Source organism: Gemmatirosa kalamazoonensis (genome assembly GCF_000522985.1).
Lineage (GTDB): Bacteria > Gemmatimonadota > Gemmatimonadetes > Gemmatimonadales > Gemmatimonadaceae > Gemmatirosa > Gemmatirosa kalamazoonensis.
On sequence record NZ_CP007130.1, the window covers coordinates 279,295 to 296,390 of the forward strand.

Below are 17,096 nucleotides of genomic sequence, written 5' to 3' on the forward strand. Positions count from 1 at the left end.
TCGGTGGTGTGCGGGAGTTGTGCGGTCGAGGCGAGGAAGACGTCGTGCACGATCTCCTCGGCCGTGGACCGAGCGGCCCGCCGCCCGGCCTACCGCTTCGCCGCCGCGTCACGGCGGAAGTGCTCGAGCCAGTTCGCGGTCACGACGATGCGCGTGTCCCGGGACGCGACGGTCTGCGTCAGCAGCATGCGGCCGTGCCGGTCCACGTCCCACGCGCCGCCGAGGCCCGGGATCGTCGCCACGAGCTCCCGCGCGCCGAACGTGAGCGGCGGGCCGGGGTGCACGGGCACGCGGTAGATGGTCCTGCCGTCCCGGCCGTGGTAGAACACGGTGCGGCCGTCCCCCGACCAGCGCGCGCGCTGCCCGCCGCCGGCCGAGACCTTCCACTGGCCGCCGGCGTCCGCCACCGGGAACGGTCGGATGTAGATCTCCGGAACGCCCGACTCGTCCGAGGTGAACGCCGCGTAGCGCCCGTCGGGGGAGACGGCGGCGTCCGACTGGCTCCAGGGCGACTTGAGATACACGCGCGGCGTCGGCGTGCCGGACGCCGGGTTCACGACCCCGATCCCGGCGCCGGTGATGCCGTTGGCCGGCCCCCCGAACGCGCGCGGCGTGCCGTTGTCCGTGAACACGAGCACGGTGTCCGACGGCCACGCCGTCGCGTGCTGATCGTTGGGCCGGCGGAAGAGGTGCACGGGCCCGGTGTGCCGGTCCACGGGGAGGATGAAGAGGTCCTCCGCGTCCGTGTTCTCGCCCTCGGCGGTGAACGCCAGCCGCTTGCCGTCCGGCGACCAGATCGGCGAATGGCCGCCCCCGCCGGAGGTGACGCGGCTCAGCGTGCCTAACGAGAGGTCGAAGATCGCCGTGTAGCGGTTGGTGCCGCGGGCCGAGCCGACGGTGAGCGCGAGCGCACGGCCGTCGGGGGAGAAGCGGGCGTAGCCGAAGACGCTCGGCGGGATGCGGAGCGTGTCGAGTCGTCCCCCCGGATCGCGCAGCAGGAGCCTCGCCTCCGATTCGACGCCCGACCGGTAGACGAGCGTGCCGCTCCGCGTGATCACGAAGGGGGCGATCGCGCCGTTCTGCTGGACGTCCGACACGATCGGGATCGGCTCGCCGGACACCGCGTGCCGCGCCCGGTCGAAGCGCATCGCGAACAGGCCGCCGTTCGGATGCCCGTACACGATGTGACCGGTCGCGACGTACCGGCCCTCCGTCGCCTCGTCGAGGACGACGTAGGCGGTGTCGGACGCGACGTCGTAGTACATGAGCTTCGTCCCGCGCTGCTCGCTGACGAACAGGACGCCCCGGCCGTCGGGCATGACGTGCGGCGACTGGGCGTCGGGCGCGCCCGCGAGCCGGCGCGGCGCGCCACCCGCCGGCGGGATCAGGTAGAGTCGATTGCCGCTCTCGAAGACGATCGTGCCGTCGTCCCCCCAGTCCACGCGACCGGCGAGCAGCGAGTCGCGCGGCACCAGCCCCAGCGGGGTCCCGCCGTCGACGGCGACCTTCTGGAGATGCCCGTTCGCCGCGAAGACGATCCACGCGCCGTCCGGCGAGAAGGCCGGCGACTCGGCGCCCACGGTCCCGGCGAGGAGGCGGTAGTCGCGCCGGCCCGGGTCGCGCACGGCGATGCCGCTGTCGGTGGCGAAGGCGAATCGCGCGCCGTCGGGGGAGACGGCGAAGCGCGCGAGCTCGGGGCTGGCGCCCGGAAGCTCGAGCGTGAGCGGCACCAGCGGCGGCGGCTCGACCGCGCGCGTACGGCCCCACGCCCACGCCGCGGCGACGAGGCCACCGACGAGGCACACGGCGCCGCCGGCGAGCGCGAGACGCGACGCGCGCGGGACGATGCGCACGGCCGGTGCGGCGACGGCGGCCGAGACCGTGCCCGCGGGGAGGAGCGACGGGTCGTGCAGGGCGGCAGCGAACTCCCGCGCGCTCGCCGGCCGGTCGGCGGGGAGCTTCGACAGCGCCAGCGCCACGGCGGCGTCGACCTGCGGCGGCACCGAGTCGCGCGCGCGGGCGAGGGAGATCGGCCGCTCCGTGAGCACGCGCGCGACGATCGCCTGCGCGTTCGGCCCGGTGAACGGCGGCGTGCCGGCGAGCATCTCGTAGGTCACCGCGCCGAGCGCGTACACGTCCGCCCGTGCGTCGATCGTCCGCTCGCCCATGGCCTGCTCGGGTGCCATGTAGTGCGGCGTGCCTAGCGAGAGCCCCGTCTGCGTCATGCGGGACCCACCCGCCTGCTGCACGGCGAGCGCGATCCCGAAGTCGGCGACCACGACGTGCCCGTCCTGCAGGAGGATGTTCTCCGGCTTGATGTCGCGGTGGACGACACCGTGGCGGTGCGCGTAGTCGAGCGCGTCGGCCACTTCCGTGGCGAACCGCACCGCCTCGGGCACCGGCAGCTGACGCTCGCGCTCGAGTCGCGTGCGCAGCGTCTCGCCCTCCACGTACGGCATCACGTAGTACAGCAGTCCCTCGGCCGATCCGGAGTCGAACGGCGGGAGGATGTGCGGGTGCTGCAGGTTCGCCGTGGTCCGGATCTCGGCCAGGAACCGCTCCGGGCCGAGCACCACCGAGAGCTCCGGGTGAAGCACCTTGATCGCCACGCGCCGCCGGTGCCGTTGATCGTCGGCGAGCCACACGGTGGCCATGCCGCCGGCCCCGAGCTCGCGCTCCAGCCGGTAGCGGCCCGCGAGCGTGGTCGCGAGTCCCGTCAGGTGCGCTGCGCTGAGCGATCCGGTCGTCATGGGAGGTCCCTGGTCGATGCGCGGCAACATACGGCCGTGGCCTCGTCTCGCCAGCGGCGCCCGGTTCGAGCAGCGTGGACCATCGGGCACCATCGTGGACCATCGTCCTCGCCGGGTGCGCCGCGGCGCCCAACGCTCCCGCCCCGAGTCCGAAGCGCGGAGGTGCTCGCGGGAAGCCGGAGCCGCGAGCGCATCGCGCGGGACGGCGCGCGGTCGCGTGCTGTCTAACGGCACCGCCGAGCGCAGGTACTATGCGCGAGAATCCGAGTGGCGCGAGGCCGCCGCCGATCAGCCGCCACCGCCTGCCGCGACCGCTGTGACGCGCGAGGACGCTCGTGACGCCTCCGACGACGATCGGAGCAAGGACGGCTAGCGCCAGCCACGCGAACGCCGACAGTCGGTAGCGCGCGTCGTTGCTCATCGCGCGCGTCGGGTACCCGCCCTACCTCGCGCCGACGAGCTGGAACGCGGCCCAGTAGCGCGGCGACGCAAAGCCCGGCGTCAGGCGTACGTCACGTTGCGCGAGTCGCAGCGCTTCCGCCTTGCTCCGCGCGGGCGTGCCGTCGCTGCCTAGCCAGTGCGCGTAGAAGCGCTGCATCAGCAGCGCCGTCGCCCGGTCGTCGACGCTCCACAGGCTCACCAGCACGCTGCGCGCGCCCTTCGCCAGCAGCGCGCGCTGGAAGCCCACCGTGCCCTCCGCCTGCTCGAGGTCCCCGAGCCCCGTCTGGCACGCGCTCAGCACGACGAGATCCGCACTGAGTGACGGCACGTCGTCGAGCAGCTCGCCGATCGTGAGGAGCCCGTCGTTCGTACCGTCCGGCGCCAGCGCGACGTAGGAGTCGCGCACGCGCGCCGCGCTGCCGTACGCGAGGCCGTGCGTGGCGAGGTGGACGAGCCGCGCGCTCGGCAGCGCCTGCCTAACGGCGGTCTCGGTCGCCACGCCGCCCGTGAGCGCGGCGACGCCGAACTGTCGCGCGACCGCGTCGCCCTCGACCCGCGCCGCGGGCAGGTCGCGGAGCGCGGCGCGTCGGCCGTCGACGCCCGCCACGGTCGGCATCACCGGATCGCCGACGACGAGCGCGCGCGCCGCGGCGTTCGCTGGTCGCGCCTCGGCCGCGGCGAGCGCGCGGAGCGACGGCGCGTAGCGCACGGCGTAGCGTATGCCTAACGGCACCGTGTCGCCTGGCGCGGGCAGCGCGGCGAACGGCACGTACCCCAGCGCGTCGAACGGCACGATCACGAGGTCGCCGCCCGCCGGCACCATGCGCGCGAACGCGTCAGGCAGGAGCAGGGCGCCTAACGCGGCGGTGGCGGCGCGAAACCGGGCCGGTGCCTCGGGGCTCGCCTCGTCCTCGACGCCGCGCACGTCGGTCGCGCTGTGTTCCTGCTCCAGCGGTGCGCCGCGCGCCATGCGCGTGCGCGCGGCATCGGCGCCCAACGCCGCGCGCAACGTCAAGATCAGCCGTCCGAGGCTGTCGCCCGTCACGGCATGGCGTGTCAAGCGCGGCACGCCCGCCGGCGGAACGAGCCACGTCGTCAGGGTGTCGCGGCTGTAGAAATAGTACAGCACCGTCGAGCCGGACCGCGCGAGCGGCGCGAGCTCGAGCGCCGCCTCCCTGGCGAGGTCGGCGCCGGCGACGGTGTCGCGCGCCCAGAGAGCGTCGGTCGGCGTGGCGCCGCGCGCGGCGCGAGAGCGAGCGAGCAGGTCGCGCAGTCCCTGCGCGCGTCCGCGCTCCGCCGCGGCGAGGGCGGCAGTGCCGGCCGCACCGCCGGACGACGTGCGCTCGAGCCACAGCCGGACCCACAACGCGGCGGTGCCGCGCGCCTGCTCTGCGTACGCGACGGCGCTCGCGTCGTTCCCGGCGTGCAGGCGGCTCTTCGTGAACAGGACCAGCGCCGTGTCGACCACGGCGAGCGCCGAGTCGACGCGGCCCATCTCGGATAGCACGGCGCCGATGTTGCCCAGCGTGTTGGCCTCGTCGTCGCGGTCGCCACTCGCGCGGTAGAGTCGCAGCGCGGCGCGATGGTCGGCGAGCGCCGAGTCGAGCTGGTGCCGGACGGAGTGCACGAGCGCGAGGCCGACGAGCGTGCGCGCCTCGACGCGCGGGTCGCGCGTCGCGCGGGCGAGCGACAACGCGACGCCGTAATACGCGAGCGCCGAGTCGAGGCGACCGAGCTTGCGGTGCGCGTCGCCGATGCACTGGAGCGTCGCCGCCTCGCCGTTGCGATCGCCGATCGCGCGGCGCAGGGCCAGCGCGACGCGGTAATACGTCAGCGCGGAGTCGGGGTGGTTCGTGCGCTGGAGGATGGTGCCGACGTCCTGGACCGTCGTCGCCATACCCGGGCGATCGTCGATCGCGCGCTGCAGCGAGAGCGCGGCGAGGTCGTATGCGACGGCGGAGTCGGGCTGCCCCATCTGGCCGAAGACGGCGCCGATGTTCTGGAGCGTCGCGGCCTCGCCGTGCCGGTCGCCGACCGCGCGGCGCAGGGGGAGCGACGCTCGGAAGTACGCGAGCGCGGAGTCGGCCTGTCCGAGGCCGGCGTACTCGACGCCGATGTTGCCGAGCGCCGACGCTTCCACGCGGCGGTCGCCGACGGCGCGGAGCAGTGGGAGCGCGGCACGATAGTACGCGAGCGCGGAGTCGGGGTGGCCGACGCGTTCGTGGAGCGTGCCGATGTTGTTGAGCGTGTTCGCTTCGCCGTCGCGATCGCGCGCCGCGCGCTCGAGCGGCAGCGCGGCGCGGTAGTACACGAGCGCGGAGTCGGGCAGGCCGACGTCCGCGAGCGCGCTGCCGATGTTCGCGAGCGCCGTCGACTCGCCGCGCCGGTCGCCGAGCGCGCGCGCGATCGGGAGCGCGGCGCGGTGGTACGCGAGCGCCGAGTCGGGGCGGCCGATGGCGGCGTAGAGCAGGCCGATGCTGCCTAACGTGCTGGCCTCGCCGTGCCGGTCGCTGATCGCGCGCTGGATCGGAAGCGCCGCGCGCAGGTAGCTGAGCGCCGAGTCGGAGCGCCCCGTGCGCGCGAACAGCAGCCCGATGCCGCCGAGCGTCGCCGCCTCGCCCTGGCGGTCGCCGGCGGCGCGCGCGAGGGGCAGCGACGCGCGGTAGTAGGCGAGCGCCGAGTCGGAGTGGCCGATCTCGTAGTGGACGACGCCGATGTTGCTGAGAAGGAATGCCTGCCGCGCGGGGTCGCGCAGGGCACGGGCGATGCGCAGTCCCGCGTGATAGTACGCGAGCGCGGAGTCGGGCTGCCCCGCGTCGTCGAAGGTGAGGCCGAGCTTGTTGAGCGTCAGCGCCACGCTCGCGCTGTCGTGCCGCGCACGCAGGATCGCGAGCGCGGCGTGGAACGACGCGGCCGCCGAGTCGTAGCGAGTCTGCGCGAACTGTTGCATGCCGCGGTTCACGAGCGCCGTCGCGCTGTCGACGGGCGTCTGTGCACGGCACGGCGACGCCGTGACGGGGAGCGCCGTGACGGCGAGCGCCGCGAGCAGCGCGACGGCTTGCATCGGTGGCAGCGACGGCATGATCCCTCCCGATTCCGATCGGCTGACGCTGCGCGCGGTGGCGCCGTCGCGCCAGTCCACACGCAGCATCTCGACGCAGCATCTCTCGGTGGACACGCACGACGCGCGGCCGTTACGACGTGCGGTGGGCACCAGGCCGTCGGTAACGCGGCGCGAACGCGCGTGTCGACCGTCGCAGCACCGCGCACGAACTCGCGCTCAGCTTGACACTCACTGGACCGTGCCGCAGCCTGGGGCTCCGGGCGCCCCCTTCCGCCTCCGTCGATGCGCGGCCACCCATCCCTCCGCCCCGCTCCGATGTCGCTCCGTCGCCACCGCTGGCTCATCGCGCTCGCCGTGACCGCGGGCATCGCCGCACCGTACATCGCGCCCGCGCAGGCGGCCGCGCCGCTCCCCGATGTGCCGTTCGCCGTCGCGCGCGCCCAGGGCGAGCGGATGCTGCGCATGCTCGTCGAGCACTACGGCGTGGTGCGCGACTCGCTCTGGCGGCGCGACGTCGACATGGTGATTCGACGGCTCGTGCGCGCGACCGGCGTTCCCAACTTCGACGTGGAGTGGCAGATCGTCGGCGACCCGGAGATGAACGCGAGCGCGATGCCGGGCCACGTGCTCGTCGTCAACGCAGGGCTGCTCGCCGCGGTCGACACGATCGTACGCCGCGAGGTCCCGAACGATCCCGTTCGCCGCCGCGCGCGTCGTCAGGCGTATGTCGCCGCGGTGCTCGGCCATGAGATCGCGCACGCCACGCTCGGGCACCCGGACTCGACGCTGCGCGAGGCGCTGGCCGGCCGGCAGGGCTTCGACATCGATCAGGTTCCCGAGCAGGTGCTCGCCGAGAACGCGGAGCGGCTGCTCGCGGACGCGACGGTGATGCGCGATCTCGAGCGGTCGCGCGCGCACGAGAGCGCGGCCGATCGCGCCGGCGCGCTCTACCTGCTCCGCGCCGGGTGGACGATCCAGACGGCGATGGACTTCTTCGGTGTGCTCGACAGCCTCGAGCGCGCCGCGCGCCACGAGGCCGGCCCCGCGACGACGCACGAGATCCGCTGGTTCCTCTCGCACCCGCACTCCGCCCGGCGCGCGGCGGACCTCGAGATGCTGCGCGCGAGGCTGCGCGGCGACCAGGCGACGTTCGACGATGCGCTGACGCTCGTGCAGACGGGCAAGGCGCTCGACAGCGCGGTCGTGATGCTCGACAGCGTGCTGGTCGACTTCCCCGAGCTGCCGCAGGTGCATCACGCGCGCGCGGTCGCGCTCGAGCGCATGTGGAGCGACGGCGCGTCGGTCGCCGCGCTCCGCGTGCGTGCCGCGTTCCCGACGTACGACACGCCGTTCATCCAGAGCGTCCGCGGCAGTGTCGGCGACGAGCGACTGCTCGAGCGCGCGCGCGCCGCGTACCACGAGGTGCTCGTGCGCGCGCGCCTCCCGTACGCGCTCGCGAACCTCGCGGTGCTCGACGCCTATGCCGGCGACGTGCCGCTGGCGCTCGCCCGCTCCGACAGCGCGCGCCGGCTCGCGCCGAACGACACGTCGGTCGCCGTCAATCGTGCGGTCGTGCTCTACCTCGCCGGCGAGCCCGCGCAGGCGCGCGCGCTGCTCGCGCCGATCGCGCGTGGCGATTCGTCCGCCGAGGCGGTGTACGACTTCGCGCGCGCGTCGCTCGCGGCGGGCGACACGGCGGCGGCGCGCGCCGCGTTCCTGCACTACCGCGCGCTCGATCCGCGCTCGAGCTGGGGGCGCGCGGCCGGCGACGCGCTCGCGCTCACGGCGACGGCTGCGCGGCGCACGGATGCGACGGCCGCATCCAACTCCGCCGCGCCTCCCATGGTGATGGGTATCACGCTCGGTACGCGGCACGATGGCGTGCTGGCGGCGCTCGGATCTCCGGACGCGAGCGGACGCGGGAACGGCGCGCTGGTGCTGCACTACGAGTCGCGCGGCCTCGCCGTCGCCTTGGGCCCCGACGGCAGCGTCGTCGCGATCGGCGTGCGCGCGCCGGCGACCGTCGCGTTCGACGGCGTCACGGTCGGGATGCCGCTCGCCCAGGTGGCGGCGCGGCTCGGCGCTCCGGTCGGGCGTTCCGGCGACGCATTCGTCTTCGACCGCGGCCGCTGGCTGCTGTTCGTCACGCCGGCCGGCGGCCTGGTCGAGTCGCTCGTGATGGCGACGCGCTGAGTGCGCGACTGGTCCGACTCGAGCGTCGTCGTCGCGGCGGCATGCGCGGTCGTCGCGTGCGCGCTCGTCGGCGCACTGCGCGAGACGCGCGCGCTGGAGCCGGCCGGGCTGTGGGCGTACGACGCGCTACTGCGGCGCATCCCACCGGACACGACACCGGTGCCGCACGTCGCAGTCGCGCGCATCACGGAGCGCGATCTGCGGCGCGCCGGCTGGCCGCTCGCCGATAGCACGGTGGAGATGGTGGCCCGCCGGCTCGCGTCGTTAGGCGCGCGCGTGGTGGCGTTCGACGTGTATCGAGAGCGCGTGCCGCCGGCGATCGCCGCGGCAGGCAGCGCGATCGGCGGCACGGCGGTCGTGTTCGCGTCCAAGCTCGCGTCGGCCCGAGACGGCGGGTTCCCCTGCCCCATCGGGTCGAGCGAGGACGCGTGCGGCTTCGCCGACGCGGTGGCGGCGCGCGGCTCGCCGACGCTGCGACGCGCGCTGTATCATGTGCAGCTCGCGGGAGATTCCGCACCGCGCGCGTCGCTCGCGTACACGGCCGTCGTGCGCTACGTGGCGCCTGACGTGCTCGACACGTCCGCCGAGCCGCGACTCGGACGTTGGCGCTTCGCACCGATGCAAGGCCGCGAGGGCGACTACGTGCGCGATCCGATCGTCGGACACGAGGAGCTGCTCGACCTGCATCGCGGTGCCCCGCGCGTACTCACGTTCGACCTCGACGCGCTGTCCCGCGGCCGCGTGCCGCGCGCCTGGGTGGCCGGCCGCATGCTCTTCGTCGGCTACGACGCCGCGTCCATCCGCGACGAGGTGTACCTGCCGACTACGGATCCCGATCGGCAGCCGCCGGGCGAGCCGGGCGCGTTCTACCACGCACTCGCCGCGAGCCAGGCCGCCGACCTCACGCTCGGCGGCGGCTCGGTGCTTCGGGTGCGCACGCTGCCCGACTGGGGCGAGTGGATCGCGCTCGCCGCCGGCTGTGCGTTGGGAGCGACGTTAGGCGCGCTGCTCGGTCCTCTCCTCGGCATGCGGCGAACGGGCGCGTGGCTGCTGCTGGCCGCGTGCGCGTCGCTCGCGCCGCTCGCCGTGCTCGGTGCGTGGGGCGCGCTCCGCGCCGGCTGGTGGCTGCCGCTCGTGCAGCCGCTGCTCGGCTGGGCGACCGCGGCCGCGGCGACGACGGCGATGCTCGCCGTGGCGGAGCGGCGCGCGCACGCCGCGGTGATGCAGCTCTTCTCGCGGCACGTGTCGGCCGACGTGGCGCGCGACATCTGGCGACGGCGGCACGAATTCCTCGACGGCGCGCGACCGCGGCCGCGGCGCATCCCGGTGACGGTGCTTCTCGCCGACCTGAAAGGCTACACGAGCGCCGCGGAGCATGCGCCGGCCGAGCAGGTGATCGCGTGGGTGAGCCGCTTCACCGACGCGATGGCACGCGAGATCGATCGACACGGCGGGATCGTGGACGACTACGCGGGCGACGGCATCAAGGCCGATTTCGGCGTGCCGTTCGCGCGCGCGACCCACGACGAGGTGCGCGACGACGCGCGCCGCGCGGTCGGCTGCGCGGTCGCGATGGCCGGCGCGCTGGAGCGGCTGAACTCCGAGTGGCTCGCGGCCGGGCTCCCCGTCGCCGCGATGCGCATCGGGGTCGCGAGTGGAGAGGCGGCGGTCGGCAGCATCGGCAGCGCCGACCGCCTGAAGTACACCGTCGTCGGCGACGTCGTGAACGTGGCGTCGCGGCTCGAATCGCTCGACGTCGTGCACGACTTCGCGGCGCTGCCGTGCCGGATCCTCCTCGACGCGGCGACGCACGCGCTCGTGCGCGACACGGTGCCGTGCGAGCCGCTCGGCGCGCAGCCCGTCCGCGGACGCGCGCAGCCGGTCGAGGTGTATCGCGTGCGCGCGGGCGCGACCGTCGCCCGTCTGCCGGCGGTGCCGAACGCGACAGTCGCGGCGCGCACGCTCGTCGTGCTCGCGTGCCTGACGGTTTCCGCAGCGGCCGCCGGTGCGCAGCCGCGCACGCGCGCGGCGGCCGAGTCCACGCCGCCTCACGCGCGCGCCGACTCCACGACCCGGAGCGCGGCGCGCCGGGCGACAACGCGCGCGACGCCGCCGGCGACGCGACGGATCGCGTACATGAAGGTCGGGCTGCCGCCGCGGCTGATCGGTGCCGGCGCGCGCGGCTGCGCGCCGCGTCGACTGCCGACGGTCGTCCTCCTCGCGCCGCACGACCACGTGGCGCAATCGGCCACGGCGAGCCCCGTCCTGTTCTGGCGCTACGCGGCGGCGCCCGAGGTCGCGCCGAGCGACGTGATCCTCGTGCTCGCGGGTGCCGGGCGCGCGGACACGGCGCGGTTGCCGGTGCCTGACGGGCCCGTCGTGCGGCGCGTGCGTCTGGCCGATCTGGGCTACGCGCTGCGGCCCGGCGTCACGTACACGCTGCAGGTGCGCGCCCGCGTCGGCGGACGCACGCTGGCCGGCGACAGCGTCGCGCTGCGCATCGCGCGCGACGTGCGGCCGCGGCTCTCGGGGGAGGCCGCCGTCGCCGCCGCGCGCCGGTTGGCAGGCGGCGGCGTGTGGTACGACGCCTACGCGCTGCTCGCCGACAGCGCGAGCGTCGCGCCTAACGACGACGCCATCGCGGCGCTGCGCGACACGCTCGAGCGCGACGCCGAGCGCGCGTCGCATCACGCCGCGCGGCCGTGCTCGGAAGACGACGCGGCGGTTGATCGGCCGCGCTACCGCGCGCCGACGAGCTGGAACGCGGCCCAGTAGCGCGGCGACGCAAAGCCGGGCGTTAGGCGCACGTCGGTCTGCGCGAGGCGCAGCGCCTCCGCCTTGCTGCGCGCCGGCTGCCCGTCGGCGCCCAGCCAGTGGGCGTAGAACTGCCGCATGAGCAGCGCCGTCGCCCGGTCGTCGACGCTCCACAGGCTCACCAGCACGCTGCGGGCCCCCTTCGCGAGCAGCGCGCGCTGGAAGCCGACCGTCCCTTCGGCCCGTTTCAGATCCCCGAGCCCGGTCTGACACGCGCTCAGCACCACGAGGTCCGCCGAGAGCGGCGGCACCGCGTCGAGCAGCTCGCCGATCGTGAGGAGACCGTCGTTCTTGCCGTCGGGCGCGAGCGCGACGTACGAATCGCGCACGCGCGCCTCGCTGCCGTACGCGAGCCCGTGCGTGGCCAGATGGACGAGGTGCGCGTTCGGCAGCGCCTGCCTGACGGCCGTCTCCGTGGCGCCGCGGTCCGTCAGCACGGCGACGCCGAAGCGTCGCGCCACGGCGTCCCCCTCCGCGCGGGCGGCAGGCAGGTCGCGCAGCTTCACGCGCCGCCCGTCGGCGGCCGTGACGGTCGGCATCGCCGGGTCGCCGACCACGAGCGCGCGGCCGGCCGCTCCGGCGACGGCGTGTGCCTCGGCGGCGGCGAGCGCACGCAGCGACGGCGCGTAGCGCAGCGCGTAGCGAGCGCCTAACGGCAGCGTGTCGCCGACGATGGGGAGCGCGCCGAACGGCACGAGACCGAGCACGCCGTGAGGCACGATGACGAGGTCGGTGCCCGCCGGCACCGTCCGCGCGAGTCCCGGCGGGAGCAGCGTCGCGGCTAACGCTGCCATCACGGCGCGGAGCCGCGCCTGCGCCTCCGGACTCGCCTCGTCCTCGACGCCACGCGACCCCGCGGTGTCGTCAGGCGAGCGCCGAGCGACGCGCTCCTGCTCGACGTCCCCACCGCGCGCCATGCGCGTCCGCGCAGCGTCCGCGCCGAGTGCCGCGCGCAATGTCGTGACGAGCGCGGCGAGGCTGTCGCCGTTCAGGCGCCTGCGACCGCCGACGCGAAGTTCGCCGGTCGGGCTCAGGAGCCACGTCGTCAGCGCAGCGGGGCTGATGAAGTAGTAGAGCGCCGCGGAGCCGGCGCGCCGCAGCGCGTCCAGCTCCGACGTGCCTTCCGTCGCGAGGTCCGCATCGGGCACGGTGTCGTGCGCCCAGCCCGTGGAGTCGGCCGTCGGCCCGGCCGCGCTCCCGGACCGGGCGAGCAGATCGCGCAGCCCCTGCGCTCTCCCGCGCTCGGCGGCGGCGAGAGCGGCGGTGACTGCCACGGTCGCGGACGTGTCGCGCGACGCCGCTCTCGAGAGCCAGGCCCCGACCCACATGTCGGCCGCGTCGTGGTGGTCTTCCGCAAAGGCCACCGCACCGGCGTCGCCGCCGGCGTGCATCCGGATCGTGGCGTACAGCGCCATCGCGCTGTCCAGCACGTGCAGCGCCGCATCGTACCGGCGTATGCTTCCGTAGATCCGACTGATGGCGCTCAACGTCCCCGCCTGTTGACTGGGGTCGCCCACCGCGCGAGCGAGCGAGAGCGCCGCCCGGAAGTACGCGAGCGCCGAGTCGGCTTGGCCGCGCTCGGCGAAGCCGCGGCCGATGTCGCCGAGTGTCTCGGCCTCGCCCCCGCCGTCGCCGACGGCGCGATGGAGCGGGAGTGCCACGCGGTAGTACGTCAGCGCCGAGTCGACGTGGCCCGTGCGGTGGTACGCGACACCCATTCTGCTCAGCGCCAGCGCCTCGCCGCGGCGGTCGCCGACGGCGCGCAGGAGCGGCAGTGCCGCCCGGAAGTACGTGAGCGCCGAGTCGAGCGTTCCGATGCCGGTGAAGATCCAGCCGAGGTGGCTGAGCGTCACCGCCTCGCCGGTTCGATCACCCACGGCGCGGACGCGGGGGAGCGCCGCGCGGTAATAGAAGAGCGCCGAGTCGGGCTGTCCCGTGCGGCTGAAGACGCCGCCGATGCTCGCGAGCGCGGTCGCCTCGCCCGCGCGGTCGCCGACGGCGCGGTGCAGGAGCAGCGCCGCGCGGAGGCACGCGAGGGCTGAATCGGGCCGGCCGATGCCCTCGAGGACCGCGCCGATTACCCTGAGCGTCTCCGCCTCGCCTTGGCCGTCGCCCGCGGCGCGACGGAGCGCCAGTGCCGGCCGCAGGAACACGAGCGCTGAATCGGGCCGCCCCGTCTTGAAGTACTCCCCACCGATCGTGGTGAGCGTCTCCGCTTCGTTCTTGTGGTTGCCGACCGCGCGGTGGAGCGCGAGTGCCTCGCGATAGTATGCGAGTGCGGAATCCGGACGGCCGATGCGCCCAAAGACGACGCCGATGTTGGTGAGCATCGACGCCTCGCCACCGCGGTCGCCCGCCGCGCGGTAGAGCGCGAGCGCCAACCGGTCGTAGGCCAGCGCCGAGTCGGGTTGGCCGAGCCGGGTGTAGACCACGGCGAGATCTTGGAGCGCTCCCGCCTCAGCGTTGCGGAGCCCCAGCGCGCGCGTGAGCGGCAGCACCGACTGGTAGTATCCGCGCGCCGAATCGACCTGGCCGATGGTGAGAAACACTCTGCCGATGCCGTACAGCGCCGCGCCCTCGCTCCGGCGTTCGCCGACGGCGCGACTGTGCGTGAGCACCGCCCGGAACGTCGCCAGCGCAGAATCGCGCTGGCCCGCCCCGAGCTGGCGTTCGCCACGACCCACGAGCGACATCAGACTGTCGGCTGGCGTCTGGGCGCGGCACGGCGACGCGGACGGAACGACGAGCGCCGCGAGCAGCGCGAATGCGCCGACCGCCGCACGCATCAGCGGGCCCCCACGAGCTGGAAGGCGGCCCAGTAGCGCGGCGACGCGAAGCCGGGCGTCAGCCGCACGTCGCTCTGCGCGAGCCGCAGCGCCTCCGCCTTGCTCATCGCCGGCATGCCGTCGCTGCCCAACCAGTGGGCGTAGAAGCGATCCATGAGCAGCGCCGTCGCCCGATCGTCGACGCTCCAGAGGCTCACCAGCACGCTGCGCGCGCCTTTCGCGAGCAGCGCACGCTGGAAGCCGACCGTCCCCTCCGCCTGCTTGAGATCCCCAAGTCCGGTCTGGCACGCGCTCAGCACGACGAGATCGGCAGCGAGCGACGGCACGTCGTCCAACAGCTCACCGATCGTGAGCAGCCCGTCGTTCGCGCTGTCGGGCGCCAGCGCGACGTACGAGTCCCGCACGCGCGCTTCGCTGCCGTACGCCAGGCCGTGCGTCGCCAGGTGCACGACAGGAGCGGTCGGCAGCGCCTGCCGGACCGCCGTCTCGGTGGCCGCGCCGCCGGTGAGCATCGCGACGCCGAAGCGGCCGGCGACCACCTCGCCCTCGCGGCGCGCCGCAGGGAGGTCCCGTAGCGGGACACGTCGACCGTCCGCGCTCACCACGCGCGGCATCGCCGGGTCGCCCACGACGAGCGCGCTTCGAGCGCGCGACACGCCGCGCGACTCCGCCGCATCGAGTACGCGGAGCGATGGTGCGTAGCGGAGCGCGTAGCGGGCGCCTAACGGCAGGGTGTCGCCGGCGATGGGGAGGGCGGCGAACGGCACGAGGGCGAGCACCCCGTGCGGCACGATGACGAGGTCCGTGCCGGCGGGCACGGCGCGTGTGAGCGCGTCGGGGAGCAGCAGCGCGCCTAACGCCGCGGTCGCGGCGCGGGATCGCGCCTGCCCTTCAGGGGTCGACTCGTCCTCGACACCGCGCGAACGGGCCGCGTCGTCGGGCGCTCCGGTGCCTGAGGCGGCCCGCTCCTGCTCGAGCTGCCCACCCCGCGCCATGCGCGTGCGCGCGGCGTCGGCGCCCAACGCAGTGCGCAGCGTCGTGACGAGCGCCGCGAGACTGTCCGGCTTCACGACGGCCAGGCCGGCGAGGCGCAGCTTTCCCGCCGCGTCGAGCAGCCAGGTCGTCAGCGTGTCCTGACTGCTGTAGCTGTCGTGACCGAGGAAGTAGTAGAGCGCGGCCGTCCTCGTGTGGCGTAACGGGGCCAGCTCCTTCGCCGCCTCGGCGGCGAGGTCCGCGCCGGGCACGGTGTCCCGCTCCCACAGGATGTCGGCAGAATTCGGCACCGCCGGTCCGGCCGACGTCGACGCGCGGGCGAGCAGATCCCGCAGCCCCTGCGCGCGCCCGCGTTCGGCGGCGGCGAGGGCGGCTGCCACGGCTCCATCGGATGCCGCCCGCGCGTGCGTGAGCCAGCTCCGTACCCAGAGATCGACGGCACCCCGCTGGTCTTCGGCATACGCCACGGCGCTCGCGTCGCTCCCGGTACGCATCCGCACGGTCGCGAAGCGCGCGCTCGCGCTGTCCAGAAGGGCGCGCGCCGCGTCGGACTGGCCGGCGTGATCGAGCAGCTTGCCGATCCACGAAAGCGCCGCCGCCTCGCCCTGCGGGTCGCCCATGGCACGCCGGAGTGCGAGCGCGTCCCGGAAGTCGCCGAGCGCGGCATCGGGCCGACCGGTGCGCCAGTACAGCACACCGATGTTCGCGAGCGCGCTCGCCTCGCCGTCACGGTCGCCCACGTCGCGCTGCAGTGGAAGCGCCATCTGGTAATACGTCAGCGCCGAGTCGAATTGGCCGATGCGATGATAGACGGTGCCGATGTTGCCGAGCGCCGACGCCTCGGTGCCTCGGTCTCTGACTTCACGGCTGAGTCGCAGCGCCTCCCGGTGGTAGCTGAGCGCCGAATCGAGCTGACGCATGCCCCAGTAGGCCGATCCGACGCTGTTGAGTGCCTCCCCCTCGAGCGCACGGTTGTTCACCGCGTGGGCGAGCGGCAGCACCGACCGGAAGTAGCTGAGCGCCGAATCACGCTGGCCGGTGCCGAGATAGATCGAGCCGATGTCGTAGAGCGTCGTCGCCTCGCCTCCCCGATCCGCGACGGCACGCTGGATCAGCAGCGCCGAGCGGAAGTAGGCGAGCGCCGAATCGATCGCACTGGCGCCGTGATACACCAAGCCGATGCTGCCGAGCGTCGTCGCCTCGGCTCGGCGATTGCCTGCGGTCCGGTAGTAGGCGAGCGCAGCTCGGTAGTAAGCGAGCGCCGAGTCGGCCGGGCCGATGCGATAGTAGATCGTGCCGATGGTCGATACCGTCGCCACCTCGCCGGCACGGTCGCCCATCGCGCGTCGGAGGGGCAGCGTCGCGCGGTAGTAGGCGACCGCGGAATCGCGGCGGCCGGCGGAATCGTGGGCCATGCCGATGCTGTTGAGCATCGCCAATTCGCCCCCACTGTCGCGCAGCGCGCGGACGAGCGGGAGCGCCGCCCGCAAGTAGCCGAGTGCCGAGTCGGGGCGGCTCGTGCGAAGGTAGAACCCGCCGACGCCGACGAGCGCCATCGCCTCGAGCCGGCCGTCGCCCGAAGCGCGGCTGAGCGGAAGTGCTTCCCGGAAGTAGCCGAACGCCGAGTCCGGACGGCCCGTCGTCTGGTACAGTAGACCGATGGTCGTGAGCGTCGTCGCTTCCAGCCGGCGGTCGCCGCCATCGCGCGCGAGCAGGAGCGCCGCCCGGAAGTAGATGAGTGCGGAGTCGGGCTGGTGAGTGCTGAAGTGCAACAGGCCGATGCCATTGAGAACTCTCGCCTCGCCGCCGTGATCAGCGATCGCATGCTTGAGCCGGAGCGCCGCCCGCAGCGAGACCGCCGCCGAATCGAACTGGCGTGACTGGGTCTGGCGCAGCCCGCGATCGAGCAAGTCCGTCGCGCTGTCCGCGGTCGTCTGCGCGTGAGACGGCGACGACACGAGAACGGGTGCGAGAAGCATCACGATGCGCGTGCAGCGCATATCCACTCCCGATTCCGATTCCTTCACGCTGCGCGCGACCGCGCCGCAGCGCCAG

Annotated in this window: 6 protein-coding genes; 2 read left to right on the forward strand and 4 right to left on the reverse strand. The window is 74.3% G+C overall.

The window, feature by feature from the left end:
- Positions 1-89: 89 nt before the first annotated feature.
- On the reverse strand, positions 90-2,750 hold the full coding sequence (locus J421_RS29050) for a protein kinase domain-containing protein (RefSeq protein WP_025414635.1): 2,661 nt from the start codon (positions 2,748-2,750) through the stop codon (positions 90-92).
- Between the two features lie 442 nt (positions 2,751-3,192).
- Positions 3,193-6,273 (reverse strand): CHAT domain-containing tetratricopeptide repeat protein, encoded by a 3,081-nt coding sequence (locus tag J421_RS29055; RefSeq protein WP_158508972.1) that lies wholly within the window; start codon positions 6,271-6,273, stop codon positions 3,193-3,195.
- Positions 6,274-6,570: 297 nt separating this feature from the next.
- On the opposite strand from J421_RS29055, the gene J421_RS29060 reads away from it, so the two are divergent.
- Together J421_RS29060 and J421_RS29065 are read left to right on the forward strand one after the other, a co-directional pair.
- A complete protein-coding gene (locus tag J421_RS29060; protein WP_025414637.1) occupies positions 6,571-8,448 on the forward strand; it encodes a M48 family metallopeptidase in 1,878 nt (625 codons plus the stop codon).
- On the forward strand, positions 8,449-11,223 hold the full coding sequence (locus J421_RS29065; protein WP_025414638.1) for a CHASE2 domain-containing protein: 2,775 nt from the start codon (positions 8,449-8,451) through the stop codon (positions 11,221-11,223).
- Here J421_RS29065 and J421_RS29070 read toward each other — a convergent pair.
- Positions 11,187-14,048, reverse strand: a complete 2,862-nt coding sequence (locus J421_RS29070; protein WP_025414639.1) for a CHAT domain-containing tetratricopeptide repeat protein — start codon at positions 14,046-14,048, stop codon at positions 11,187-11,189. The genes J421_RS29065 and J421_RS29070 overlap by 37 nt on opposite strands.
- The gene (locus J421_RS29075) at positions 14,048-16,999 is read right to left on the reverse strand and encodes a CHAT domain-containing tetratricopeptide repeat protein (protein WP_158508974.1); all 2,952 of its coding nucleotides are present in this window, start codon (positions 16,997-16,999) and stop codon (positions 14,048-14,050) included. Before J421_RS29075 ends, J421_RS29070 begins: the two co-directional genes overlap by 1 nt.
- Positions 17,000-17,096 lie beyond the last annotated feature (97 nt).